25 protein-coding genes are annotated in these 24,900 nt (G+C 68.6%); 14 read left to right on the top strand and 11 right to left on the bottom strand.

Annotation, left to right across the window (positions count from 1 at the left end):
- Positions 1 to 48: 48 nt before the first annotated feature.
- The 5 genes from QE388_RS04320 to purS all read right to left on the bottom strand — a co-directional run bounded on the left by QE388_RS04320 (position 49) and on the right by purS (position 5,067).
- Entirely contained in the window at positions 49 to 777 is a 729-nt protein-coding gene (locus tag QE388_RS04320) for a GntR family transcriptional regulator (RefSeq protein ID WP_307383246.1), read from the bottom strand.
- 28 nt (positions 778 to 805) lie between these two features.
- On the bottom strand, positions 806 to 2,248 hold the full coding sequence (locus QE388_RS04315; protein ID WP_275801417.1) for a helix-turn-helix transcriptional regulator: 1,443 nt from the start codon (positions 2,246 to 2,248) through the stop codon (positions 806 to 808).
- A gap of 251 nt (positions 2,249 to 2,499) precedes the next feature.
- Positions 2,500 to 3,930: a helix-turn-helix transcriptional regulator gene (locus tag QE388_RS04310; RefSeq protein WP_275801416.1), complete on the bottom strand. Its 1,431-nt coding sequence runs from the start codon at positions 3,928 to 3,930 to the stop codon at positions 2,500 to 2,502.
- 184 nt (positions 3,931 to 4,114) lie between these two features.
- Complete coding sequence (gene purQ, locus QE388_RS04305; protein WP_275801414.1) at positions 4,115 to 4,822, bottom strand: phosphoribosylformylglycinamidine synthase subunit PurQ; 708 nt, start codon at positions 4,820 to 4,822, stop codon at positions 4,115 to 4,117.
- Positions 4,819 to 5,067 carry a phosphoribosylformylglycinamidine synthase subunit PurS gene (gene purS / locus QE388_RS04300; protein WP_307383241.1) on the bottom strand — a complete coding sequence of 83 codons (249 nt, stop codon included), beginning with the start codon at positions 5,065 to 5,067 and terminating at the stop codon, positions 4,819 to 4,821. The genes purQ and purS overlap by 4 nt, the downstream gene beginning before the upstream one ends.
- Positions 5,068 to 5,390: 323 nt before the next feature.
- On the opposite strand from purS, the gene QE388_RS04295 reads away from it, so the two are divergent.
- The 4 genes from QE388_RS04295 to QE388_RS04280 are packed head-to-tail and all read left to right on the top strand — an operon-like array spanning position 5,391 to position 10,239.
- Entirely contained in the window at positions 5,391 to 6,668 is a 1,278-nt protein-coding gene (locus QE388_RS04295; RefSeq protein WP_307383238.1) for an extracellular solute-binding protein, read from the top strand.
- 60 nt (positions 6,669 to 6,728) lie between these two features.
- Entirely contained in the window at positions 6,729 to 7,808 is a 1,080-nt protein-coding gene (locus tag QE388_RS04290) for a carbohydrate ABC transporter permease (RefSeq protein WP_307383235.1), read from the top strand.
- Positions 7,805 to 8,719, top strand: a complete 915-nt coding sequence (locus QE388_RS04285; RefSeq protein ID WP_058627660.1) for a carbohydrate ABC transporter permease — start codon at positions 7,805 to 7,807, stop codon at positions 8,717 to 8,719. The genes QE388_RS04290 and QE388_RS04285 overlap by 4 nt, the downstream gene beginning before the upstream one ends.
- A gap of 29 nt (positions 8,720 to 8,748) precedes the next feature.
- Positions 8,749 to 10,239, top strand: coding sequence for a GH1 family beta-glucosidase (locus QE388_RS04280; RefSeq protein ID WP_307383230.1), 1,491 nt, complete (start codon positions 8,749 to 8,751; stop codon positions 10,237 to 10,239).
- Positions 10,240 to 10,332: 93 nt separating this feature from the next.
- Here QE388_RS04280 and QE388_RS04275 read toward each other — a convergent pair whose 3' ends face one another.
- Positions 10,333 to 12,216, bottom strand: coding sequence for a hypothetical protein (locus QE388_RS04275; RefSeq protein ID WP_307383228.1), 1,884 nt, complete (start codon positions 12,214 to 12,216; stop codon positions 10,333 to 10,335).
- Between the two features lie 230 nt (positions 12,217 to 12,446).
- Between QE388_RS04275 and QE388_RS04270 the strand changes: the two genes are divergently transcribed.
- Positions 12,447 to 12,974 (top strand): cupin domain-containing protein, encoded by a 528-nt coding sequence (locus tag QE388_RS04270; RefSeq protein ID WP_307383225.1) that lies wholly within the window; start codon positions 12,447 to 12,449, stop codon positions 12,972 to 12,974.
- A gap of 161 nt (positions 12,975 to 13,135) precedes the next feature.
- Positions 13,136 to 13,369, top strand: a complete 234-nt coding sequence (locus QE388_RS04265) for a helix-turn-helix domain-containing protein (RefSeq protein ID WP_307383221.1) — start codon at positions 13,136 to 13,138, stop codon at positions 13,367 to 13,369.
- A 391-nt stretch (positions 13,370 to 13,760) separates the two neighbouring features.
- Here QE388_RS04265 and QE388_RS04260 read toward each other — a convergent pair whose 3' ends face one another.
- On the bottom strand, positions 13,761 to 15,002 hold the full coding sequence (locus QE388_RS04260; protein WP_307383219.1) for a hypothetical protein: 1,242 nt from the start codon (positions 15,000 to 15,002) through the stop codon (positions 13,761 to 13,763).
- Positions 15,003 to 15,292: 290 nt separating this feature from the next.
- On the opposite strand from QE388_RS04260, the gene QE388_RS04255 reads away from it, so the two are divergent.
- From QE388_RS04255 to QE388_RS04245, 3 genes are all read left to right on the top strand, one after another.
- Positions 15,293 to 15,790, top strand: coding sequence for a hypothetical protein (locus tag QE388_RS04255; protein ID WP_307383216.1), 498 nt, complete (start codon positions 15,293 to 15,295; stop codon positions 15,788 to 15,790).
- A gap of 17 nt (positions 15,791 to 15,807) precedes the next feature.
- Positions 15,808 to 16,197 (top strand): helix-turn-helix domain-containing protein, encoded by a 390-nt coding sequence (locus QE388_RS04250; protein WP_307383213.1) that lies wholly within the window; start codon positions 15,808 to 15,810, stop codon positions 16,195 to 16,197.
- 77 nt (positions 16,198 to 16,274) lie between these two features.
- Positions 16,275 to 17,288, top strand: a complete 1,014-nt coding sequence (locus QE388_RS04245) for a LacI family DNA-binding transcriptional regulator (RefSeq protein WP_307383210.1) — start codon at positions 16,275 to 16,277, stop codon at positions 17,286 to 17,288.
- On the opposite strand, the gene QE388_RS04240 is transcribed toward QE388_RS04245, so the two are convergent.
- Positions 17,289 to 18,080: a MerR family transcriptional regulator gene (locus QE388_RS04240; RefSeq protein ID WP_307383207.1), complete on the bottom strand. Its 792-nt coding sequence runs from the start codon at positions 18,078 to 18,080 to the stop codon at positions 17,289 to 17,291.
- Positions 18,073 to 18,585 (bottom strand): VOC family protein, encoded by a 513-nt coding sequence (locus tag QE388_RS04235; protein ID WP_307383204.1) that lies wholly within the window; start codon positions 18,583 to 18,585, stop codon positions 18,073 to 18,075. Before QE388_RS04235 ends, QE388_RS04240 begins: the two co-directional genes overlap by 8 nt.
- A 127-nt stretch (positions 18,586 to 18,712) precedes the next feature.
- Here QE388_RS04235 and QE388_RS04230 point away from each other — a divergent pair, with 127 nt between their 5' ends.
- On the top strand, positions 18,713 to 19,297 hold the full coding sequence (locus QE388_RS04230; protein ID WP_307383201.1) for a hypothetical protein: 585 nt from the start codon (positions 18,713 to 18,715) through the stop codon (positions 19,295 to 19,297).
- Between the two features lie 54 nt (positions 19,298 to 19,351).
- On the top strand, positions 19,352 to 19,654 hold the full coding sequence (locus tag QE388_RS04225) for a hypothetical protein (RefSeq protein ID WP_307383198.1): 303 nt from the start codon (positions 19,352 to 19,354) through the stop codon (positions 19,652 to 19,654).
- Between the two features lie 205 nt (positions 19,655 to 19,859).
- Here QE388_RS04225 and QE388_RS04220 read toward each other — a convergent pair whose 3' ends face one another.
- Complete coding sequence (locus tag QE388_RS04220; RefSeq protein ID WP_275797634.1) at positions 19,860 to 20,741, bottom strand: hypothetical protein; 882 nt, start codon at positions 20,739 to 20,741, stop codon at positions 19,860 to 19,862.
- A 118-nt stretch (positions 20,742 to 20,859) separates the two neighbouring features.
- Here QE388_RS04220 and QE388_RS04215 point away from each other — a divergent pair, with 118 nt between their 5' ends.
- The 3 genes from QE388_RS04215 to QE388_RS04205 all read left to right on the top strand — a co-directional run bounded on the left by QE388_RS04215 (position 20,860) and on the right by QE388_RS04205 (position 22,783).
- Positions 20,860 to 21,540, top strand: a complete 681-nt coding sequence (locus QE388_RS04215) for a hypothetical protein (RefSeq protein ID WP_275797632.1) — start codon at positions 20,860 to 20,862, stop codon at positions 21,538 to 21,540.
- Positions 21,537 to 22,052 carry an RNA polymerase sigma factor gene (locus tag QE388_RS04210; RefSeq protein WP_275797630.1) on the top strand — a complete coding sequence of 172 codons (516 nt, stop codon included), beginning with the start codon at positions 21,537 to 21,539 and terminating at the stop codon, positions 22,050 to 22,052. Before QE388_RS04215 ends, QE388_RS04210 begins: the two co-directional genes overlap by 4 nt.
- Positions 22,053 to 22,228: 176 nt before the next feature.
- Positions 22,229 to 22,783, top strand: coding sequence for an NUDIX domain-containing protein (locus tag QE388_RS04205; RefSeq protein WP_275797628.1), 555 nt, complete (start codon positions 22,229 to 22,231; stop codon positions 22,781 to 22,783).
- Positions 22,784 to 22,787: 4 nt separating this feature from the next.
- Here QE388_RS04205 and nhaA read toward each other — a convergent pair whose 3' ends face one another.
- Positions 22,788 to 24,116, bottom strand: coding sequence for a Na+/H+ antiporter NhaA (nhaA, locus tag QE388_RS04200; protein ID WP_307383193.1), 1,329 nt, complete (start codon positions 24,114 to 24,116; stop codon positions 22,788 to 22,790).
- Between the last annotated feature and the right edge of the window lie 784 nt (positions 24,117 to 24,900).

Raw genomic sequence — 24,900 nt, 5'->3', positions numbered from 1 at the left:
CTGTCAGACAAGTTTTGTCCCATCTTGTCTGACACGTTTACGACCTCGTTACGACCCCGAAACGCCCCGATCGTGCCGTACTCGACGGATCAAGGCGTTGCGCAGTCCCGCCGGCGCCGCGACCTGCACTTCGCGCGACCAGTACCCGACCGTGTCGCCCGTGCCGTAGCCGCAGTACGTCATCTCGACCACCGGCACGCCGGGCTCGGTCGACAGCAGCTCCGCGCGCGCGGCATCGAGCGCGACCGCGTCGACCCAGAGCGTCTCCCACGCGACATGGATGCCATTGGCCTCCTCGGCCAGCTCGAACACGGGTCGGTGCGGGTCGAGGTCGATGTCGCGAGCAAGAGGCACGAGGTCCTCCGCGAGGGCGTAGGGCGTTCCGTCAACGCTCCAGACCTTCACCGTTCGGAAGACGCGCGTGCCGTCGGGCAGGTCGTCGTAGCGGTGCGGGTCGCCGGGCAGAAGAACCCGGACCTCGGATGCCACGACCTCGAGCCGCGGCTCGTACCCGGCCGAGCGGATCGAGAGCGAATGGTCGAACTGCTCGTCGATCCGACGACCCACGTGCGGGAGTCGACGATTCGGCGTGGTGCGGGTGCCCTGCGTGCGGTGCACGTATCCGCGCTCCTCGAGCCGGACGAGCGCCTCGCGAACGGACGCGCGGCTCGCGCCGGTCAGCTCCGCGAGCCGCGGCTCGGACGGAAGCGTCTCGAGGTCGCCGCTCCACAGAGCCAGGATCCGGTCGATGACGGCATCCTGATCGGTCGTTGCCATGGGCTCCTCGTTCGTGTCGAGCGGCGGCTCACGTCGGGGAACCCCGCAGGATCCCGACGGCCTCTTCGCGGCTGGACACCCCCAGCTTGCCGTAGATCGAGCGGACCTGAGACTTCACGGTATTCGTCGACACGCTTCGGACGCGCGCGATCTCGGCCAGGCTCAGGCTCGAGGTGAGGAGGTGCGCGAGTTCGCGCTCCGTGGCCGTGAGAGCGGAGAGGGCGTCGACCGAGGGAGAGGAGGCGGCGACGCGCGGCAGCATCTGTCGCGTCGCGGTGACGGCGGGAGCCAGGTCGGGTGTATGGGAGGCCACCAGGTCGAGGAGGCGGTCGGTGTCGGAGAGCGGGATCATGAGGAACGGCGTGAGCGACCCACCCGTTCGCTGGATCAGCAATACGGCTGCCTCCATGCTCTGCACCGCGCGCTTCTCGTTCCCCAGACGCAGGAAGGCGACCGCCCGCCGAGTGAGCAGCGGGGTGAGCGTGCGTAGGCAGTGTTCGTCGTGCAGGGCCACGCAGGCGTTGGTGATGTCGATGAGTTCGCGCTCGCGTCCCATTTGCAGCAGGACGCCCGCTCGTTGCATCGGGAAGCAGACCGCGTGTCCCGGGTGGGTCACGGCGTGCGAGATCACGGCGAGGGCCTCTTCGAACTCACCGAGGGAAGCGAGCATGTCCGCGTAAACCCCGAGGAGGATCTCGCGTGTGATGCGAAAGCTGCGCGATCGACCGGAACCGTGCAGCAGCTCGCGGCATTGCGACAGGCCCGCGGTGGCACCTCGATCGATGAGCGTGGTGCTGACGCGGACCATTCCGGCGCTGAACGCCCAATACGGGTTATCGGGCTGCGCGCGCTCGAGTTCGTCGGCTATCTCTCTCATCCGCTCGACGTCGGCACGGCTGACCGCGACGAGTACTTCGCCGAGCAAGAGGCAGTGCGAGACGTCGGCGGCACCCCACCTCTCTGCGCCGAAGATCGCCCACGCTTCGTGGATGGCTCGTCTGGCCGCGGGGTATTCGGCATTCAACCCCAAGCACAAAGCCTGTGCACTGAGCGCGCGATATCTCTGCCCCGGCGTCTCCGCGAACAACAACGCCTCAGCCGCGTAATGCCCGCCGAGCTGCGGCCACCCCGCGGCGGCGCAGTACTCCGCCACGCTCGCGAAGAGCCCTGACCTGACCGGTCCCGAGAGGGCTGCGGGCCGCGTGAGTCGGCCGGTGTCGAAGTAGCGTGAGACGAGGTCGAGCCCCTCGCCGAGGGCGTCGTGGCGCGCGCGGGCGACGAGCACGGCCGAGAGCATCATTGCCCGGGCGTCGGTCCACAGCAGCGGAGGGGGTCCGGGCTCCGCCTCGGCGAGCAGCGCCAGGTGGCGCGCGAGCGGTTGGCCGTGCCCGGGCTCGAGGCGCAGGACGGTGTGCGCGGCGGCCGCCCGCAACGCGGTGCCGGGATCGGTCGAGCTTTCGGGGTCGCTCATGAGGCCCTCCAGAGGCGAACACGGGCGCGTGGACACAGCGTGCGCGACGGCTATACGGAAAAGCGCCTCTGTGGGCGGCGGTCGGGCGCGGTTTCGGGTCCGCGGGCGATCGTCGGAACCCGCTGCCCCCGTGAGCGGTCCATTTGCGAGGATACGCCTCAGTGTCGGGCACGGGCGCACTTCACGGCACTGTCACGGCGGGATCTGGGGTGAGCGTGATCGATCGACGCGGGTCGATGCGACGGGTGGCCTCAGTCCGAGTGGACGTCGAGGATGTCCACCGCCTCCTCGCGGCTCGACACCCCGAGCTTGCTGTAGATCGATCGCATCTGAGACTTGACGGTGTTCACCGACACCCCGCGCGCGCGAGCGATTTCCGCGGTGGTCTGATCCGTCCGCAGGAGGGCCGCGAGCTCCCGCTCCGCCGGGCTGAGCGGCGACAGGGCGGGAGACATCGACTGGCGTGCAGCCAGCGCCGGGAGGGCGGCGCGCATCGCGGTGATGGTCTCGGCGAGGTCGTCGCGCTCTTCGGCGACGAGGTCGAGCAGTCGCGCCGCGTCGGCGCTCGGGATCATCAGGAACGGCATAAGCGATCCGCCCGTCCGTGCGATGAGCACGATGGCCGACTCCATGCTCTGCGTAGCGCGACGAAGGTGGCCCAGGCGAAGGAAGGCGACGGCGCGGCGGGTGAGGAGAGGAGTGAGGGTGCGCAGGCAGTGCTCGTCGTGCATCGCGACGCAGGCGTTCGTCGATTCGATGACCTCGCGCTCCCTTCCCGTGAGCAGGAGCGTCGCCGCCCGCTGCATCGGGAAGCACACGGCGTGCCCGGGCTGGGTGACCCCCGTCGAGAGCACGGCCAGCGCTTCGTCGAACTCGCCGTGCAGGGCGAGCATGTCGGCGTGCATCCCGAGCAGGAGGTCGCGCTGCAACCGTGGACTCCTGGCGCGATCGGAGGCGTGGAGCAGTCGGCGACTCTCGGCGAGGCCCGCCGCGAGGTCCCGATCGAAGAAGTGCGCGGCGACGCGCATGACCGCCGCACCGAAGTTCCAGTAGGGCTGGTCGGACGGCGTCCTCTGCAGCGCGTCGGCCAGTTCGCGGAGACGTCCGACGTCGGCGCGGGTGAGAGCGAGCATCGCCTCTCCGAGGCACAGACAGTGCGAGAGGTCGTCGTCGTGCCAGTCGTGCGCCGCGAACAGGGCGTGGGCCTGCTCGATTGCCTCCGCGGCGGCGATGTACTCCGCGTTGAGGGCGAGAGCGAGCGCGTGCACGCTGTGGGCCCGGTACCGCTGCGCATCCGTCTCGGCGAACAGCAGCGATTCGGCCGCATACCGTGCCGCGATCTGCGGCCACCCGGCGGCGGAGCAGTACTCGCTCACGCTCGCGTACAGACGCGAGCGCGCGCTGGTCGACATCGAAGCCGGCCGTGTCAGGCGTCCGTCCTCGAAGTAGCGTTGCGGTAGGGCCAGGCCGTCCGCGAGGGCGTCGCGCCGCGCGCGGGCGGCAAGGATGCTGGCGAGGACGCCGGCGCGCGCGTCGGTCCAGACGGGCGGCGCAGGCCCCGGATCGACCTCGGCGAGAAGGGTCAGGTGGCGGGCGATCGGCTGACCGTGTCCGGGCTCGAGGCGCAGGAGGGTCTGCGCCGACGCCGCGCGAAGCGCATCGCCACCTTCGGGCACGTCCACGATCGGCACATCCTCTCTCCGCCCGGGCGCGCGGCGACGGGTGCCGGGCTCGCCATCCGCGGGCTCGATGGGGAGGTCGGGAAGCGCGATATCGGGATGCGGGTACGGAGAACGATAGTGACCCGGGTGAGATTTCGCATGATCCACCGGCGCAGCGGCCGGTCCTGCGGTAATGCGGGTGCGGCTAGGCGGCGGCGGAGACCACGGCCGAGATCGCCGAGGTGAAGAAGCCCAGCCCGTCGACGCCGGAGCGCATGGCGGCAGACGTGCCCGGGCCGAAGCCCGGCTCGACCGCGTGCTCGGGGTGCGGCATCAGGCCGACCACGTTGCCGCGCTCGTTCGTCAGGCCGGCGATGTCATCGAGCGATCCGTTGGGGTTCACGCCGAGGTACCGGAAGGCGACGAGGCCCTCGCCGTTCACGCGCGCCAGGGTCTCGGCATCCGCGATGTAGCCGCCGTCGGCGTTCTTGAGGGGGATGACGATCTCTTCGCCCTCGGTGAAGTCGCTCGTCCACGCGGTCGAGGCGTTCTCGACGCGCAGGCGCTGGTCGCGGCGGATGAACTGCTGGTGGGCGTTGCGGATGAGACCGCCCGGGAGCAGGTGGGCCTCGACGAGCATCTGGAAGCCGTTGCAGATACCGAGCACGGGCATGCCCTTGCTCGCGGCGTCTTTGACCTCGGCCATGATCGGCGCGAACGCGGCGATCGCGCCGGCGCGCAGGTAGTCGCCGTAGCTGAACCCACCGGGCAGGACGAGGGCGTCGACGCCCTTCAGGTCGTGCTCGCCGTGCCAGAGCGCAACCGGCTCGGCGCCCGCGAGACGGATCGCGCGCTGGGCGTCGCGATCGTCGAGCGAACCGGGGAAGGTGATGACCCCGATGCGGGCGGTCACTCCACGACCTCGATGTTGACGACGTCTTCGATGACGGTGTTCGAGAGCATCTCGTCGGCGAGCTCGCGAGCGCGAGCGAGCGTGGCCTCGTCGACCTCGCCCTCGACGGTGAGCTCGAAGCGCTTGCCGATGCGGACGTCGGAGAAGCGGTTCTCACCCAGACGCGACAGGGCGCCGGCGACGGCCTTCCCCTGGGGGTCGAGAAGCTCGGCCTTGGGCATGACGTCAACGACGATGGTGGGCACAGCAGCTCCAGAAGTCGGTGGGGTTGTGCCCCCATTCTACGCAGGGCGCCCCGGCTGCCGCGGTCGCGGACGGGGTCTCGGCGATCTGGCCGCGAGACAGCATCCCGCTGACATCTCCATTGCAGGCTGCAGTGGGTTTGTCAGCGCGATGAAGTCTCGCGAGGCTCCTTGCGGGACAGCGCGGCGCGTAACGATGTGGGAGCGCTCTCTTGACGTCGTGGGAGCGATCCCATACTCTCGACGAAATCGATGAGAGCGCTCCCACACGCGAGGCCGGGGGCTGATCGCTCTGTCGATTCGCATCCACCACAAAGGAGTGTCCTGTGAAATCACGCGCCCTGCGCCGCGTCGCCCTGGCGGCGTCCGTCGCTTCCACCTCTGCCCTCGTGCTGGCCGGTTGCTCCGGCGGCGGGGGCGCTGCCGCCGGCAGCAGCGACGAGGAGATCACCCTCACCGTCGCGACCTTCAACGACTTCGGCTACACCGACGAGCTGCTGAACGCGTACACCGCCGAGCACCCGAACGTAAAGATCGTGCACAACCGCGCGGCCAAGTCGAACGACGCCCGCGCCAACTACTTCCAGAAGCTCGGCAAGACCGGCCTGGCCGACATCGAGGCGATCGAGGTCGACTGGCTGCCCGAGGTCATGAAGTACTCCGACCTGCTGGCACCGGTGCCCGACGACCTGAAGGACCGGTGGCTCGACTGGAAGTCGAAGGCCGCGACCGACTCCTCCGGCAACCTCATCGGCTATGGCACCGACATCGGCCCGGAGGCCATCTGCTACCGCGCCGACCTGTTCGAGGCCGCGGGCCTCCCCTCCGACCCGGCCGAGGTCGCGGCCGCTCTTCAGGGCGATTGGTCCAAGTACTTCGAGATGGGCGACACCTACGTCGCCGCCACCGGCAAGCCGTTCTTCGACTCCGCCAGCAGCGTGTACCAGGGCATGATCAACCAGGTCGAGGCGGCTTACGAGGACCCCGACACGGGAGAGATCACCGCCACGACCAACCCCGAGGTCAAGAAGATCTACACCCAGACGCTCGACGCCAGCAAGACGCAGTCGGCGCACTTCGAGCAGTGGTCGACCGACTGGTACGCGGGCATGGCGAACGGCGCGTTCGCGACGCTCTCCTGCCCCGGCTGGATGCTGACGCAGATCGAGGGCAACGCTCCCGAGGTCTCGGGATGGAAGATCGCCGACGTCTTCCCCAACGGCGGCGGCAACTGGGGCGGTTCGTACCTGACCGTCCCCGCCAACGGCCCGCACGTCGCCGAGGCGCAGGCCCTCGCCGACTGGCTGACCTCTCCCGAGCAGCAGGTGAAGTTCTTCGAGCAGGCGGGCACCTTCCCGAGCCAGGTCGACGCGCTGAAGTCGCCCGAGCTCCTCGGTGCGAAGAACGCCTACTTCGGCGACGCGGCGATCGGTGAGATCTTCACCAACCGCGCGAACGCCGTGTCGGTGACCCCGTTCAAGGGCCAGTACTACTTCCAGGTGAACGACGCGATGTCGAAGGCGCTCCTGCGCGTCGATCAGAACACGCAGGACGCCCAGACCTCGTGGGACCAGTGGGTCTCTCAGGTGGATGCCATCGGCTGACGTCGGACGTCGCGGGCCGGGCGCCGTGTGCGCCCGGCCCGTACCCCCGGAAGGAAACCCATGACCACGACACTGCAGCCGCCCGCGAACCCCGCGGCATCCGCCCCCGACGGTCCCCCCGCTCGCACGCCCCGACGCGTCGGGTTCGGCTCGAAGCTCAGCGCCTGGGATCTGAAGCTTTCCCCGTACCTCTACATCTCCCCGTTCTTCATCCTCTTCATCGTCACGGGCCTCTTCCCGATCCTGTACACGGGCGTCATCTCGTTCATGGACTGGGACCAGATCCGGGGCTCGGGCACCTTCGTCGGCTTCGACCAGTACGCCTACGTGCTCTCCCAGCCCGCGTTCTGGGACGCCCTGCGCAACACCTTCAGCATCTTCGTGCTGTCGACCGTGCCGCAGCTGATCTTCGCGGTCTTCATCGCGGCGATGCTCGACCAGAACATCCGGGCGAAGACCCTCTGGCGAATGGGCGTCCTCGTCCCGTACGTCATGGCCCCCGTCGCCGTCGCGCTGATCTTCAGCAACATGTTCGGCGACCAGTACGGCATCGTGAACACCCTGCTCGGCCGCATCGGCCTCCCCGGGGTCGGATGGCACTCCGACACCTTCGCCAGCCACATCGCCATCGCGACGATGGTCAACTTCCGCTGGACCGGCTACAACACCCTCATCCTGCTCGCCGCCATGCAGGCCGTCCCGCGCGAGTACTACGAGGCGGCCACGGTCGACGGTGCGGGCAAGGTCCGTCAGTTCTTCTCGATCACGCTGCCGAGCCTCAAGCCGACCCTCATCTTCGTCGTCATCACGTCGACCATCGGCGGCCTGCAGATCTTCGACGAGCCGCGCATGTTCGACCAGGGCGGCACCGGCGGGTCCAACAACCAATGGCTGACGATCTCGCTCTACCTTTACAAGCTCGGGTGGGGCGAGTGGAACTTCGGTCGGGCGGCCGCGCTCGCGTGGATCCTCTTCCTCATCATCCTCGTCATCGGGGCGGTCAACCTCTTCATCAGCCGCTCGCTCGTGCGTGACGAGGGCGCTCGCGACGGCCTCACCCGTGCTCAGCGTCGTGCCGCCTCTCGTGCGGCGAAGCAGCGCCTCGCCGCCGAATCCACCGGAAAGGGCGCACGGTCATGAGCGTCATCGACACCTCTCCCGTCACCGCGGCCGCAGACCCGAATCCGCCGCAGCGCCAGTCCCGGGCCCGCCGGCCCCGCGCCGTGCGGGGCTCGCGTCCCGGTTGGTTCGTCTACGCCAGCCTCGGCGTCGTCTTGCTCGCGGCGATCGTGCCCTACTACTGGGCGCTACTGATCGGCTCGGGTGACTCCTCGACGATCCGCAACACCGAGCTGTCGTGGATCCCCGGCGGCAACTTCTTCACGAACGCCGCCGCGGTGCTGAACAACCCCGCCGTCAACTTCTGGACGGGCCTGTGGAACTCCATCTTCAGCTCGGCCTTGATCGCGGCATCCGTCGTCTTCTTCTCGACCCTCGCGGGTTGGGCCTTCGCGAAGCTGCGCTTCCGAGGCGGTCCCTGGCTGCTGGTGTTCGTCGTCGCGACGATGGCCGTGCCCACGCAGCTCGGCGTCGTTCCGCTCTACATCCTGTTCAGCGAGATCGGGTGGACGGGACAGATCGGCGCGATCATCGTGCCGGCGCTCACCAGCGCCTTCGGTGTCTTCTGGATGACGCAGTACCTGCGCCAGGCCGTTCCCGACGAGCTGATCGAGGCCGCCCGCGTCGACGGAGCGAGCTCGTTCCGCACGTTCCTCACGGTGGGCGTCCCGGCCGCTCGCCCGGCCGCGGCGATGCTGGGTCTGTTCACCTTCGTCACCGCGTGGAACAACTTCTTCTGGCCGTTCATCGTGCTCGACCGCCAGAACCCGACGCTGCCGGTGGCCCTGTCGCTGCTGCAGTCGAACTACTTCGTCGACTACTCGGTCGTGCTCGCGGGTGTGCTGCTTTCCACTGTTCCTCTGCTGCTGTTGTTCGTGTTCGCGGGCAAGCAGCTGGTCAGTGGCATCATGCAAGGGGCGGTGAAGGGATGACCCTCGCGCCCACGGAAGGAACCCGAACCATGTCCGCATCCCGAGCCTTTCCCGAGGGCTTCCTCTTCGGAGCCGCGACCGCGGCCTACCAGATCGAAGGAGCCGCCTTCGATGATGGTCGTACCGCCTCGATCTGGGACGCGTTCAGCCGCGTCCCGAACGCGGTGATCAACGCCGACAACGGCGACGTCGCCTGCGACCACTACCACCGCTACGCCGGCGACGTGCAGCTCATGAAGAGCCTCGGCCTGCAGACGTACCGCTTCTCGACGTCGTGGTCGCGCGTGCGCCCCGACGGCGGCGCGCTCAACCCGAAGGGCGTCGACTTCTACAAGCGCCTCGTCGACGAGCTTCTGGATGCCGGCATCCTCCCGTGGCTGACCCTGTACCACTGGGATCTCCCGCAGGCCCTGCAAGATCGCGGCGGCTGGACCGTCCGCGAGACGAGCGACCTCTTCACCGAGTACGCGCTCGACTTGCACGACGCCCTGGGCGACCGGGTCAACGTGTGGACGACGCTCAACGAGCCCTGGTGCTCGTCGTTCCTCAGCTACACCGCGGGCGCGCACGCCCCCGGACACTATTCGCAGGCCGAGGGTATGCTCGCCGCCCACCACCTGCTGCTCGGTCACGGTCAGACCGTCCGCGAGCTCCGTGCGCGCGACTCGTCGTTGAACCTCGGACTCACGCTGAACCTCACGGTGGCGGATGCCGTCGACCCGACGAACCCGAGCGACGTCGACGCCGCGCGCCGCATCGACGGTCAGTTCAACCGCTGGTTCCTCGAGCCGGTGTTCCGTGCCGAGTACCCCGCCGACATCATCAAGGACTTCCGCGACACCGACGCCGAGGCCGTGTCGCGATGGCGGGCGGCCGTGCAGCCGGGCGATCTCGACATCATCTCGACGCCGATCGACACCCTGGGCGTGAACTACTACCACGGCGAGTTCGTCGGGGGCGCGCCCCCCGTCGTCAACCCGCCCGCGGGCGACGCTCCCACGCAACGGCCGATCTCGTCGCCGTTCCCGGCGCACGAGAACCTCTTCTGGCACGACCGCGGTCTCCCTCGCACGAACATGGGCTGGGAGGTGCAGCCCGAGGGCCTCACTCGCCTGCTGGTGCACGTCAGCGAGGAGTACAGCGCTCAGGCCGGCGTCGCCCTCTACGTCACCGAGAACGGTGCGGCCTACGACGACGAGCTCGTCGTCGAGGACGGAGAGGCGCACGTCCACGACGCAGATCGCGTCGAGTTCGTCGAGGCGCACCTCGGAGCGGTCCTGGATGCCGTCGACCAGGGCGTCGACGTACGTGGCTACTTCTACTGGTCGCTGATGGACAACTTCGAGTGGGCGTGGGGCTACGAGAAGCGGTTCGGGATCGTGTACGTCGATTACGCGACGCAGGAGCGGACCGTGAAGGACTCGGGGTTGGCTTATGCGCGGGTTATTGCGGAGCGGGCGTTGGTTGCTGAGGGGGTCCGCGCTGTGTCTTGTGGCCGGGCCATAGACCACTCTTGCTGAGTTGTCCCGCCTCAACGCTCTAACTTGGGCCCGCAGACAGCCCCGACTGGGGCGACCCGAGCCGGGGCTCTCTGCGGGCCCGTCACGAATGTCTTAGGAGCACGCCGCCTGCGCAATCCATCCGATGGCGTCGCTGTTGGGGGTGGAGTAGAACGAGTTGGCGTTGGTGAACTGTCGGGTCAGTGTCGTGACGGCGGTGGAGGTTCGGGTGACGCCGTAGAGGTTGTTATCGCTGCCGCGTACCCAGATGACGCCGCCGTTGGCGGTGTTCTGGCGGGCGATCTGGGTGGCGGTGACTCCGGCGGGTAGCCCGGTCAGCGCCACGCTCCCGTCCATGGGGGTCCCGCTGGTGGTGATCCATCCGATGGCGTCGCTGTTGGGGGTGGAGTAGAACGAGTTGGCGTTGGTGAACTGTCGGGTCAGTGTCGTGACGGCGGTGGAGGTTCGGGTGACGCCGTAGAGGTTGTTATCGCTGCCGCGTACCCAGATGACGCCGCCGTTGGCGGTGTTCTGGCGGGCGATCTGGGTGGCGGTGACTCCGGCGGGTAGCCCGGTCAGCGCCACGCTCCCGTCCATGGGGGTCCCGCTGGTGGTGATCCATCCGATGGCGTCGCTGTTGGGGGTGGAGTAGAACGAGTTGGCGTTGGTGAACTGTCGGGTCAGTGTCGTGACGGCGGTGGAGGTTCGGGTGACGCCGTAGAGGTTGTTATCGCTGCCGCGTACCCAGATGACGCCGCCGTTGGCGGTGTTCTGGCGGGCGATCTGGGTGGCGGTGACTCCGGCGGGTAGCCCGGTCAGCGCCACGCTCCCGTCCATGGGGGTCCCGCTGGTGGTGATCCATCCGATGGCGTCGCTGTTGGGGGTGGAGTAGAACGAGTTGGCGTTGGTGAACTGTCGGGTCAGTGTCGTGACGGCGGTGGAGGTTCGGGTGACGCCGTAGAGGTTGTTATCGCTGCCGCGTACCCAGATGACGCCGCCGTTGGCGGTGTTCTGGCGGGCGATCTGGGTGGCGGTGACTCCGGCGGGTAGCCCGGTCAGCGCCACGCTCCCGTCCATGGGGGTCCCGCTGGTGGTGATCCATCCGATGGCGTCGCTGTTGGGGGTGGAGTAGAACGAGTTGGCGTTGGTGAACTGTCGGGTCAGTGTCGTGACGGCGGTGGAGGTTCGGGTGACGCCGTAGAGGTTGTTATCGCTGCCGCGTACCCAGATGACGCCGCCGTTGGCGGTGTTCTGGCGGGCGATCTGGGTGGCGGTGACTCCGGCGGGTAGCCCGGTCAGCGCCACGCTCCCGTCCATGGGGGTCCCGCTGGTGGTGATCCATCCGATGGCGTCGCTGTTGGGGGTGGAGTAGAACGAGTTGGCGTTGGTGAACTGTCGGGTCAGTGTCGTGACGGCGGTGGAGGTTCGGGTGACGCCGTAGAGGTTGTTATCGCTGCCGCGTACCCAGATGACGCCGCCGTTGGCGGTGTTCTGGCGGGCGATCTGGGTGGCGGTGACTCCGGCGGGTAGCCCGGTCAGCGCCACGCTCCCGTCTTGCGGGACTTCATCAGGAACGGCGGGCGCGCTGAGAGTCGCGGTCCCGGTCGACGATCCCGAGGTCGCCGTAACGGCAGCTGTCCCACCCGCCGCCGCCACGTTGATGTCCGGCAGCGTATACCGCCCGTTCGTGTCGGAGTAGCCGGTGGCCGTGGTCGAGCCGCCCGAGAACGTGTAATTGTTCGACAAGCTCACCGTGATCGACGCTCCTGTCGTCGGCACCCCGTTGGTCGTCGCCGTCACGTAGGCGCCGGTGATGGTCGAGCAGGCCGTGCCGTTATAGGTGCTCTTGTCGAACGCCAGCTGAAGCGTGCCCGACGCGGATGCGGCAGGGGCGATGGTGGCGGCGGCGATGACCGGGATGGTCCAGGCGGCGCCAGTGAGCACCGTGCGGCGGGGGAGGCCGGCATCGACGGCAGGGAATTCGGGGGTGTTCTCCATGGGGAGGTCCTCTCGGGGTCGGGTGATGTTGCGTCTCACATCCAGCCGTGCATCCCCCTCTGCGGCGCAAACGGTGTCGCAAGATGGTGCGTGCTGTCGGGAGCCGGCCTCAGCGGGTGGGCAGCGGGTGACTCCCGAACGCCGCAGTCAGGGAGAGAGGGTGAAGCAGCTTCCCGCGGTGAATCGCGGCGTCTAGATTCGGTCCCTACGCATCGTGGAGGGGAGACCGCATGAGCGAGCCCGGTGCATCGGGCTCTCGGCGCCGCGAACCCGTGTGGACGATCGCCCGTGTTCCACTCACCGGGTCCGCCGTCGTCGAGTGGTTCACAGCCCGCGGGATCGATGCCCGTGGCGACCTCGCGCGCAGTCACGCGTTCATTGATGAGGCGGACGTCGCCGAGGTCTCGGTGCGACGGATCTGGCACACGCCGCTGAGCCTCACCCGCCCCGCCGCGAACACCATGAGCACGCGGGACACGCTTCTCGTGCAGGTCGCCGGGGAGGCACGGCTTTCGCTCGGCGATGACACCGAAGTTACTCTCGGCCCCAACGACGTCGTCTTCCTCCCCGGCGGGCAGGCCTTCTCGCTCGTATCCGACGAGCCGATCGCGCGCGTCGAGATCGACTATCGCGCGCACGACCGTTCGCCCGCGTGGGTACACGGCAACGGCGAGTTGGTGTCGGCCACCATGATCCTGTCGGCCGTCAACGCCCTCTTCCACACCCCCGTTTCGGGGGGGGGGGGGGGGGGGGGGTAATCAGCGTTGCGACCGCGGTCGCGGCATCCGTTGAAGCTCTCATCGCCGCCGCTCGCGCCGAGGCCGGAGCGCTACGCGCTTCACCCCGTGCTCGATCTCGCGAGACCGTCGACTACGCCGACCTCTACGACCGCGCATCGGTCGTCATCGCGTCGGGAGCGATGCACGTCGATCTCACCGTCGATCGTCTCGCCGAACGCCTGGGCGCGACGCGTCGGCAGTTGGAGCGCGCCTTCGCCGCGCACGGCCGATCGCCGGGACAGATGCTCCGCGAGGAACGGCTCCGCCTGGCCCGCATGCTGCTCGCCGCCGACCCTGACTTTCCCCTGGCGAGTGTCGCGAAACTCGCCGGCTTCTCCTCGGAACGGGCGCTCACGCACGCCCTCGCGCGGTGACCCGTCTCGTCGTGCGGTCAATTCACCGGTCGCCCGCGATCCGGGCTCTGGTTGCGGGGCCGGCCGCTTGAATGAGCGGCCGGCCCCGCGGGGCACGCATCAGCAGGCTGGCTCAGCGCGTAGATGTTGGCCTTGTCGGCGGCGGCAAGGCGCTCAAAGTTATTCGCGGCGGCGGGGAACGTGGATCCGTTCTGGGACCAGTAGAGCGTTCCATCGGAAATCAGGACCCACCCGTCGGATCGCCTTTGCCGCTGTCGCTGTTCCGCCGTCAGGGGTGAGCTCCGCCCCCGTGAACGGGTGACATGCCGACGGCAAGCCCACTTCCCACTCTTGGCGACGAGCGCAGTGGCCGCCCGAAGAGATCGGGCGGCCACGAAGAGAACCGCCGCGCTTAGCAGGTTCCCTTGAGGGTGACGGCGAAGTAGTCGTTGATGACGGGGCCGACGGTGGCGATTCCGGTGCCTTTGACGGCGGCGTCTGCGGCGTTGAGGAGGCGTCCGTCTGGGGTGAGGAACCAGGCGCCGTAGGGGACGGAGTTTGCGGGGATGTTTGCGGTGACGGTGTGGAATTGGAGTTGGGTGTCGTACCATCCGTACCCTCCGTTTTTGAGGGTGACGCCGAAGTAGCCGCCGATTTCCGGGCCGACGGTGGCGATTCCGGTGCCTTTGACGGCGGCGTCTGCGGCGTTGAGGAGGCGTCCGTCCTGGGTGAGGAACCAGGCGCCGTAGGGGACGGAGTCCGCGGGGATGTTTGCGGTGACCGTGTGGAACTGACGGCTGGTGTCGTACCATCCGTACCCTCCGTTTTTAAGGGTGACGGCGAAGTAGTCGTTGATGACGGGGCCGACGGTGGCGATTCCGGTGCCTTTGACGGCGGCGTCTGCGGCGTTGAGGAGGCGTCCGTCTGGGGTGAGGAACCAGGCGCCGTAGGGGACGGAGTTTGCGGGGATGTTTGCGGTGACGGTGTGGAATTGGAGTTGGGTGTCGTACCATCCGTACCCTCCGTTTTTGAGGGTGACGCCGAAGTAGCCGCCGATTTCCGGGCCGACGGTGGCGATTCCGGTGCCTTTGACGGCGGCGTCTGCGGCGTTGAGGAGGCGTCCGTCCTGGGTGAGGAACCAGGCGCCGTAGGGGACGGAGTCCGCGGGGATGTTTGCGGTGACCGCGTGGAACTGACGGCTGGTGTCATACCAACCGAGGCCCCCCGACTTAGCCGAAGCGCTGATTGCTCCGCTGGCTGAAGCGCTCCCGGATTGTGCGTTGAGCACACCGCTCCCTCCGCTGGCAGGCACGTTGATGTCCGGCAACGTGTAACGCCCGTTCGACCCCGACAGCCCGGTAGCCGACGTCGAGCCGCCCGAGAACGTGTAGTTGTTCGACAGGCTTACCGTGATCGACGCTCCCGTCGTCGGCACGCCGTTCGTCGTCGCGGTCACGTACGCGCCCGTGATGGTTGAGCAGGCGGTGCCGTTGTAGGTCGTCTTGTCGAACGCGAGCTGCAGCGTGCCCGAGGCGGACGCCGTGGGTGCGATAGTGGCGGCGGCGATGACGGGGATGGTCCAGGCGGCGCCGGTGAGCACCGTGCGGCGGGGGAGTCCGCTGTCGACAGCGGGAGTTTCGGGGGCGTTCTCCATGGGGGAGTTCCTCTCAGGGTGGGTGATGTTCCGTGTCACATCCAGCCGTGTTCGCCTCCTCCGCGCATAGGCGGTGTCGGAGCGCCGTCGCGGCTGTCGCTCCACCGGCTTCGCGGGTGAGGGGGATCCCTGGTGGTGGGGATGGTCGGGGTGAGGGAAAGCGGGCCTGGGTGGGCGAGGCGGCTCTGTCAACGCGAAGCGGGTCTAGGTTTTTGTGACCTCGTTCTGAGGAATGCTCTGGAGACATTGCCGTGACACGCGACCGCCACCCGCCACGGTCGCCGTGGCGCGTGCGGCGTATTCCGCTCGAAGGGCGAGAGGTCGGCGAGTGGTTCCGACTCCGCGGCTGGACCGTCGAACAATCCGATGCGGCCACCGCTCACGCCTTCATCGACGAGGCTGTCGTCGCCGATGTGGCGGTGCGTCGCGTGTGGCACACCGCACTCGCGCTGTCGCGATCGCCTCGCATGCCCGACGAGACGGCATCCGGGCGAGACGAGCCGACCGACACCCTTGTTGTCCACGTTGCCGGCAGGGGAATCATCCGCGTGGGCGACGACCCCGAGGCTCCGCTGGCACCCAACGACGTGCTGCTCGTGCCGCGCGGCACCGCGGTCTCCTACCGCTCCAGCGAGCCGATCGCCCGTATCGAGATCGACCATGGGGCGCGCGACCGCGCGGCCGATGCGTTCCACGCGAACGGAGAGCTCGTGTCGGTCGCGATGATCACGTCGGCCGTCAACGCCCTCTTCCACGCGCATGACCAGCAGCGGGGGGGGGGGGGGTAATTAGCGCGGCCACGGCGATGGCCGCCTCGCTCGAAGCCCTCATCGCCGCGGTCCGGGCGGAGGCCCGGATGCTGCCGCCCCGACACTCCCGCGACACGACAGACAGTTACGACCTGCTGTACGCGCGGGCGCGAACGGTGCTCGACGCGGATGCCGTACGTCCGGGGCTGACGATCCACGATGTCGCGACGCGACTGGGCGTCGGTCGGCGTCGGTTGGAGCGAGCGTTCCGGTTACGTGGCGAGACCCCGGCGGCGGTGCTCCGCGCTCAGCGCCTGCGCCTCGCGCGCGACCTGCTCGCGGCCGACGATGCCCGGGAGCTCGCCGAGGTCGCGGCCCTTTCCGGATTCCCATCGGCCCGCGCCCTGCGAGATGCTCTCGCGTCTGCGGAGTCGCCGCGTCTGTGACCCACCGGGGGAGTACGCTCGCAACGTCGCCGCTCGTCAAACGGCGCGGTCGCATCGCAGAGCCCGAGAGAGAATCGATGTCACTGACCCCCGTGCGCGGTGCCGCCACGATCGAAGAAGTCGCCGCGCGGGCGGGGGTCTCGCGCTCCACGGTCTCGCGCGTCGTGAATGGCTCGACCGCTGTCTCGCCCTCGGCTCTCGAGGCCGTTCAGCGGGCGATCGACGAGCTGCAGTACGTCCCCAACCGGGCAGCCCGATCGCTCGCCAGCCGCCAGACACGCGCGATCGCTCTCGTCATCCCGGAAGACACCGACCGCTTCTTCGGCGATCCGTTCTTCGGTTCCATCGTCGCCGGCATCTCGCAGGTGATCGGCGAGTCCGACTACGTCATGAACATGCTCATCGCGAGCGACGACGCCAGTGCGAAGGCGCTCGGTTACCTCCGTAGCGGCAGCGTCGACGGCGCGATCGTTGCTTCGCACCACACCAGCGACACGTTCATCGACCGCCTCGCCGACACCGTGCCCGTCGTCTACGGCGGGCGCCCCGCGCGCGTGCGCCCTACCGACCACTACGTCGACGTCGACAATGTGCAGGGCGGGCGGGATGCCACGCAGTACCTCATCGATCGCGGGCACCGTCGTATCGCCACCGTCGCCGGCCCGGCCGACATGCCCGCGGGCATCGACCGGCTCCAGGGGTTCCGCGACGCCCTCGCCGCCGCTGGACTCGAACCGTTCGCCGTGGAGGACGGCGGGTTCACCGAGGCCGAGGGTGCGTCCGCAATGCGGCGGATCCTGGCATCCGGAGACGTTCCCGACGCGGTCTTCGCCGCGAGCGACCTCATGGCCCGCGGTGCCTACACGGCGTTGCGCGAACGGGGGATCGAGCCCGGGCGCGACGTCGCTGTCATGGGGTTCGACGACTCGTCCGTCGCGACCTCGCTGGTCCCCGCTCTCACCACGATCCGGCAGCCGTCGCGAGACCAGGGACGGCAGATGGCCCGCATGCTGCTCGACCTGCTCGCCGGGCGCGCGCCGTCGACCACCGCGATCCTGCCGACCGAGATCATCGAGCGCGGCTCGGCCTGATCACTCCCAGGCAGCGGTGTCGGAGTCGATGCCGTGCGCGCGGGCGCTCGCCTCGATCGCGTCGCGCAGCCACACAGCGAGCCCGGGTCGCACCGCGTCGTAGTGCGCCGCGAAGCGCGGATCGGCGGCGTACATCCGGCCCAGGTGCACCTGCATCTGTCGGGTGATCGGGAAGTACTGCGAGAACACCTCGCGGTGCCGTTCGACGAGCGCGTCGGCCTTTGCGTCGCCGGGGCGGGCGCCGGCGTCGATGGCTGCGCCGAGCTCTTCGTCGAAGGCCGCGACCGTCTGCGTCACGGCCTTCCAGTCGTCCGCCGAGCGGGATGCCGCCCGCTCGGCGTACTGCTGCCACTGCGGCGACCCGCCGTAGGCCTCTCGCGCCTCGGCGGGCCAGCGGGTGTCCCACCCCGGCCCGAACGTCGCGCGCTGCTCCTCTTCGGATAGCAGGATGCCGCGCTCCTGCGCCGCGATCATGCGCTCGAGGTCCTCGTCGAGGTGCTGCAACTGGGCGATGCGGCGAGCGAGTTGCGCCCGCTGGACGCGCAACTGCTCGGCCACGTCTCCGCCCGGCTCGTCGAGCACCGCGCGGATGGCATCGAGATCGAGACCGAGCTCGCGGTAGACGACGATGCGACGGAGCCGCTCGAGGTCGTCGTCGGTGTAGAGCCGGTATCCGGCGGCCGAGCGGGCCGCGGGGCTCGCGAGCCCGATCTCGTCCCAGTGGTGCAGCGTGCGCACGGTCAGCCCGAGTTGCACGGCCGTCTCGCCGACCGGCATCCCCTGCTCACCCATGGGAGTCATTCTCGTCGCGCCCGATCCCGACCGACTGCAAATTCCGGCCCTCGACGGTCGTGGGATCGAACACCTTGGCCGCCGTGAAGACGACGCGCGCGTTCTCGGGCGTGACGACCTCGACGTCGCGCGTGTTCCAGGGGGTATCGCGCGCCTCGGCGGCGACTCCCACGGTGGCGAGCGACGCCACCAGAGTATCGATCTGGTCGAGGAGGCACGCGAAGCTCACCCGCCCCGCCGAGACCGATGCCGGCGTCTCGCCCGACACGAGCAGGACGTCTTGGAACGCCCACCGCCGCAGGTGCACCATCTGCCCCGGGATGCCGAAGAGCTCGAAGAATCCGAGCCCGCGCGTCCAGAAGTCGACGGATGCCGTCAGGTCGGACGTCGGGATGGTGACGAACTGGGGCATGCCGTAGATCCCGCGGTACAGCGGGGGTGCGATGGCATCCGGTCCCGGAGGCGGCACGGGACTGATGTCGAAGGCGTCGAGGTTCTCGTTCATGCCTCCAGACTCGGCCCTCACGTTGCGTGAGGGTCAAGTGGGTGAAGCGTCGGGCGAACCGAGCTATGTTGAGCGCAGGACAAGCGGATGGCCTGGGGAGATCGCCGCCGCGCGAAGGGGGACCGTCATGCGTCGTGCACCACTCGCTGTCACGGGGGCGCTGCTGATCGGGGCCGCCGCCCTACTGACCGGATGCGCCTCGGGAACCGCCGCGCCGGCTCCGAGCGACACCCCGGTCGCGTCGCCGACGGCGTCGGTCGCCTCGCCGACGGCCTCGATGCCCGCGGCCCCGTCGTCATTGCCCGCTGCCCTGCCGGCATCCTGTGACGATCTCGGCACCGCCGAGACCCGCCAGCAGACCGTCGGCGACCTGACCGCCCAGCACGCAGACGGCTTCGTGCGCCCGGCGCCCGCGAACGCGACGACCGTGCTGTCGTGCAACTGGATCCAGGAGGAGTCGGCCGCGGTGCTGCTCATCGTGAGCACCGCACCCGCGGCGGACATCACGGCCGGTCTCGAAGGGCTGGGTGCGCAGGGATTCGAATGCCAGCCGTCGCAGGACTTCGGCGCGCAGTACTGCGCCAAGCCCGCCGACACCCCGGAGACCGAGGACGTGGTGGTCGCGGGCGACGGGAAGTGGCTGTACCTCGAGACCGTCAACGTCAACGCGCGGCCGTGGCTCTCGGAGATCACGTCGCAGATCTTCGGCTGATCGCTCTCGGTTCGCGGGTGTGCTGCGGGAGAGAAGTCTGGCAGAGTCGCGGGCATGAAAGACGTGTGGGGGTGGGCGACGATCGCCGTCGTCCTCTGCGTGCCGTTCGTCTTCGCGGCGGTCGCCTACGCGGTCGGCCGTCGTCAGCGGCGGGCCGGTGCTTCGGCCGTGTCTTCCGGCGGCCTGCTCGGCTTCGATGAACTGTTCCATCCCGCGGCGCATGAAGCCCGGATCGTGTGGGAAGCCGAGCAGGAGATTCCGCTTCCCGCGCCCACACCCGACCGCGGTCCCGGGGTGATCGAAGCGGGCAGGCGCATCACCATCGAGGTCGCGCCGGAGCCGGCTGATCCGCGCTGACGCTGTTCGTTTGCTGAGAGCGGACGTCGCTGCTGACGGCACCCTCGAGATGCGGGCCTCTGTGAACGTGCTCGAGCCGGATTGGGCCGAGACAGCCTGTTCGCTCAGCGTCGTGCCTGTTCATCTACCAGCCTCGGCATACTCGGTCAGCAGCGCCGTCCCTGTGAGAGCCCGCGTGGCGATTCATCTCCCCGCGGAGATCCGGTCAGCTCTCGCCCGGACGAAGAGCATCGAAGATGGATGCCGCCACCCCGGCCGGCGTGAGTTCGTCGGTGTCCACGGTTACGACGTACCCGTGGCCCGTCTCGAGGCGCGAGGCGAGATCGCGATGACGGGCAAGGTGCCACGAAAGTGCGGCGTACCTGTCGCGGTCATATCGGCGGCGGAGCCGGTCTTCGGCGACCCGGGGTGAGGCGGTGAGAAGAACCATCCGCAGCTCCCGCTGAAACACTTCCTCGTATCGGACGAGGTCGTCCGCGGTCTCGATGATGCCAGCGATGAGGGGCGTACGCGGTCCCGTCAAGAGATAGTTCTCCCAGGTGGCTCGCATGTTCTCCGCCTCGACGACGACGTTCCGCGGGTCGTGGGATGCTGTCGGCCACGAACGGTGGAACCAGTCGACATCGAACAGGCTGAACGCCAGTTGATGCCGGGCAAACAGATCGCCAAGATGGTCCAGCACCGACGACTTTCCCACACCGTACGCCCCGTTGAGGAAGATTCCGTACGCGCTCGCGGTCAGATGTCGGGGCGGAAGGTCGCCGTCTTCTCGGCGGTCCGCCTCGTTCGGTGCCGCGGGGACGTTCGACACGAGGTCGAGGTCGGCGAGGCGCCGCTCGTTCTCGGCCAGCTCCGCCTTCATCTGCGCAACCGTCGTCGGCGCGAAGCGCCGAACCTGCAGGTCGAGGATCGCTTCGGCGGTGATGTCGTTGACGCCGAAGGCCGTGGCGACCGCGACTCGGACGTCGTCGACAGTGCCGGTGGCGGCGGCGCACACTTGCAGGAGCTTCTCGGGCTGTTCGACCGCGGTGATGTAGCCCCTGAGGATCTTCGCTCGCATGACGAGGCTCTCGCGTTCATTGTCCACGCGGTCACCGTACCGTCCGTACCTGCACCGGCCGGAAGATCCGACAACGTTTGGGAGACACCCGGACATGTCTGTTCCAGAGGGGTGCTTCCGCCCCCGGTGAGGGAAGGTGTTCCGGATGAACGACGACGTGGACAACGCGCTGCACGCGATCATGACTCGCGCTGATCGCGCACGTGACGTGAGCGACGACGGGGTGCGCGTCCGTGCCTCGACCATGGCGCGCGCGATCGTCGCCGATGACCGGAATCGTGGACGGCGTAAGCGAGTGCTCGCGGCCGCACTCGTCCCGGTTTTCGTACTGGGGACCGCGGGCGCGGCGTATGCGGCGGTCGCCGTCGACTGGAGCCGGTTCTGGATGGAGCCCGCCGCGTGGGAGACCTGGGCGCTCTCCCCGGATGCGTCATTCGCCTACACCCTCCCGGGCGGTGGAACCTGCGAGGTCAGGATCGGGGACGTCACGTTCTCGCCGGCGGCGGACCGCCCCGCGGATGTGCCGGCGGACCCCGCCGCAGCCGACGCCGCCCGTGAATACCTCCGAACCACCGACCTCGCCCACGCGATCGACGTGGATGCCGAGATCGCGAAGCTACGGCAAGAGCCGATGACCTACGAGGGCGAGGGGGAGTCCGTTCCCTTCGGGTTCGGCACGAACCAGTACAACGCCGACGTCGAATACAACATCGCTGTCAAGGACGCCGTCTTCACCGCCGTCATGTCGCACGTCGAGGCCGTGGGCTATCCCACCACGGGCCTGGGCTTCTCCTCCCAAGAGCTGTGCGAGGGCGAGAAGCGGTGAAGCGTCCCCTCCGCCGCAGCGACGATGAAGCGTCGTTCGTCGCCCTCGTCGAGCAGCTGAGTCCCGACCTTCTCCGGTACTTCGCCCGGCGAGTGGGTCAGGACGCGGCAGACCTGTTGGCTGAAACGCTGCTGACGGCGTGGCGCCGCCGGGCCGATCTCCCTACTCCTCGGGAGGAGGTGCGCATGTGGTTGTTCGGTGTCGCACGAAACGTGCTCGCCAACTCCGAGCGGGGAACTCGTCGACGCCGTGCCCTCGCTGACACGCTCCGCCGCGAGATGGCGGCGGACACGGTGGCGGATTCGACCGAAGCCATCGCCCTCCGCGCGCTCATCGGCGAACTGGAACCGGAGCTTGCGGAGGTGGTGACATTGGCGCACTGGGAGGGGCTGTCGTTCGTCGAGATCGCCCACCTGCAGAACGTGGCCCCGGCCACCGTTCGGGGCCGGTACCGTCGCGCGAAGCTCGCGCTCGCGGCATCCCTCTCCGACGTCCCCCTTTCCCAGGACTGAGCTGGCGCGCGCCCGCGTCATCAGAACAGGGGATGCCACCGCGACAGGACCACTCTGCTTCCGGTCGTCCTGTTTCCGCACGATCTCCTGTTCTCGTGGGGGCGGCGGCCGCGTCCGGGCGGCGCGGGAGAGGCCGGTACCGTGGACGTTCCCGACCCGCTGAAAGCGAGCCGCCGATGCCGCACCTGCACACCCGTCCCGGCGATCACGACGCCACCGTGAGCTTCTTCGTGGTCCGCATCGACGGCCCCGAGCCCCGTCTGAGCTACCACCTGCACCGGCGTGCACGGAAGCTCATGATGTTCGGCGGTCACGTCGAGCACGACGAGACACCCTGGGCGGCAGTGCGACGTGAGCTCAGAGAGGAGTCCGGCTACCAGCCCGAGCAGGTGCGGCTGCTCCAGCCCGCGGTGCGTGTGCGCCGCCTCACCGACGCCGCGGCGCACCCCGTGCCGGTGCTGTCGTCGACCGCGTGCACCTCGGCCGATCCGGCGCACTTCCACACCGACCTGCTGTACGCGCTCGTCACCGGCGAAGAACCCGCGGGAGACCCCGACGCGGGCGAGTCGACCGACATCCGCCTGCTCACCCGAGTGGAACTCGACGCCATTCCCGACGACGAGATCGTCGAGATGTGGCGCGAGGCGGGGCGGTTCATCCTGGACGAGATCCTCCCCGCATGGGAGCCCGTGGCGATGGACGAGTACCCGGCCGTCGCCCCCACGGTCTGAGCGCTCAGCGACCCGGCGGCAGAGGCTGCTGGTACACGTCCGGAACGTCGTCGCCGTCGGCATCCACCTCTTCGTCCCGCGCCAGCTGCTTGTAGCGACGATTGCGGACGAGGAGCACGCAGGACGCCAGGACGGATGCCAGGAGCGAGGCGACCATGATCGCGATCTTCGCGTCGTCGGTGTGCGGCGAGCCTTCGCCGAAGCTCAGCTCGGCGATCAACAGCGACACGGTGAAGCCGATGCCCGCCAGCAGACCGACGCCCGCGAGGTCGACCCAGGTCAGCGCGGTGTCGAGACGCACCTTCGTCACCAGGGTGAGCAGGCGAACGCCGAGCAGGATGCCGATGGGCTTGCCGAGAACGAGACCCGCGACGACCCCGATCGTCACGGGGTCCGTGACAGCGCGAAGGAGGCCGTCGCCGCCGCCGACCGAGACGCCCGCGGCGAAGAACGCGAACAGCGGGACGGCGATGCCGGCCGAGATCGGGCGGAAGCGGTGCTCGAACTGCTCCGCGAGGTCCATCGTGTTCGCCTCGCGGCGGCGCGATGCGGCGACCGGAATGGTGAAGGCCAGCGCCACACCGGCGATCGTGGCGTGCACGCCCGAGGCGTGCAGGAACGCCCAGGCCGCGAAACCGATCGGGAGCAGCACGACCCACGCGGCCCACGGCGTGCGCGCGAACCACGCGCGGGCGCGGTGAGCGATCACGCCGTAGACGACGACGAGCACGGCGAAGATGCCGAGCGGGAGCAGCGCGATGTCGCTCGTGTAGAAGATCGCGATGATCGCGATGGCGATGAGGTCGTCGACCACGGCGAGCGTCAGCAGGAAGATGCGCAGAGGACCGGGCAGGTGCGAGCCGACGAGGGCCAGCACCGCGACGGCGAAGGCGATATCGGTCGCCGTGGGGATCGCCCAGCCCGCGAGCAGGCTCGGCTGGGTGTGCACGACCGCCACATAGATGAGCGCGGGCACGGCGACGCCGGCGAAAGCGGCGGTGACGGGGACGATCGCGGTGTTCAGCCGGCGGAGGCTTCCGACGACGATCTCGCGTTTGAGCTCGAGTCCGACCAGGAAGAAGAAGATCGCGAGGAGGCCGTCCGCGGCCCACGCTCCGACGCTGAGTTCGAGATGCCAGGGCTCGTAGCCGAAGCGGAAGTCGCGCAGCGCGAAGTACGTCGGGGAAGCGGGCGAGTTCGCCCAGACGATCGCCACGACCGCGGCGACGACGAGGAGCATCCCGCCGACGGACTCACGGCGCAGCAGCGTAGTGACGCGGTGGACCTCGGCGTATCCCGGCCAGCTCGGCGCGCGGACGGTGTCAGGGCTCATGAAGCCTCCAGAGGGGTCGATCGACGAAATGTCGACCAGACTTCCCGACGCACCGTACACAAGTTTACCCGCGTCGCTTCCGCTCTCGCTCTGTCCGTCGTCCGCTGCGTCGGGTCGATGAGCGTCCTTGGGTATTTCGCGCCGACCGGGTTTCCATTTCTTGCGTTATCTGGATATCCCGCGTACGGCCGGTCTGTGATCTCGGGATCGCTATTCGGTGGCGTGCCGACAATGCGACGGTGTCGCTCCGTGCGCCGCCGTGACAAATGGGTGACGCGCACGCGGCGGCCGATCACGCCCCCTCGGCGCGACGGACCGGAGGGAGCCGCGACACGCCGTTGAGGCGCGCGCGTGGCGAATCGACCGAAACGTCGTGAGAGCGCTCCCACATCCGGGTGAGCGAGGCCGCGCGTGTCGCGATGCTCGTGTCATCGCGAATGCCGATTTCGCTCGATATGCGGCGGAACTTCGTCGGGGGGCCCCTCTCGGCCGGCGAGTTCGACACCTCGACGGGCCCGGTTCCGTCACGCCTATTTGCCGCGGATAAGAAGCGGAGTGTGCGCGTTGGGCCCCTGTACAGTGGCACGCCGTATCGAGTGGCGCCTCGTGCACGTATGCATAACAGGCAATTCCGGTTTTCTTATGAGGGGGGCCTCGAGTGATCACGGTGGAAGCGAAGTGAGTCTTTTCGAGTCATACGATCTGGTTAGCGAGTCGGCGCGCCGAGTGAATGCGAGCACGTTGCCGAATGCGGCGGCCGTTCAAATCTACGACTTGAATTACG

Source organism: Microbacterium sp. SORGH_AS_0969 (assembly GCF_030818255.1).
In the GTDB taxonomy this organism is placed as follows: Bacteria; Actinomycetota; Actinomycetes; order Actinomycetales; family Microbacteriaceae; genus Microbacterium.
This window is presented reverse-complemented; position numbering and strand designations above follow the sequence as displayed.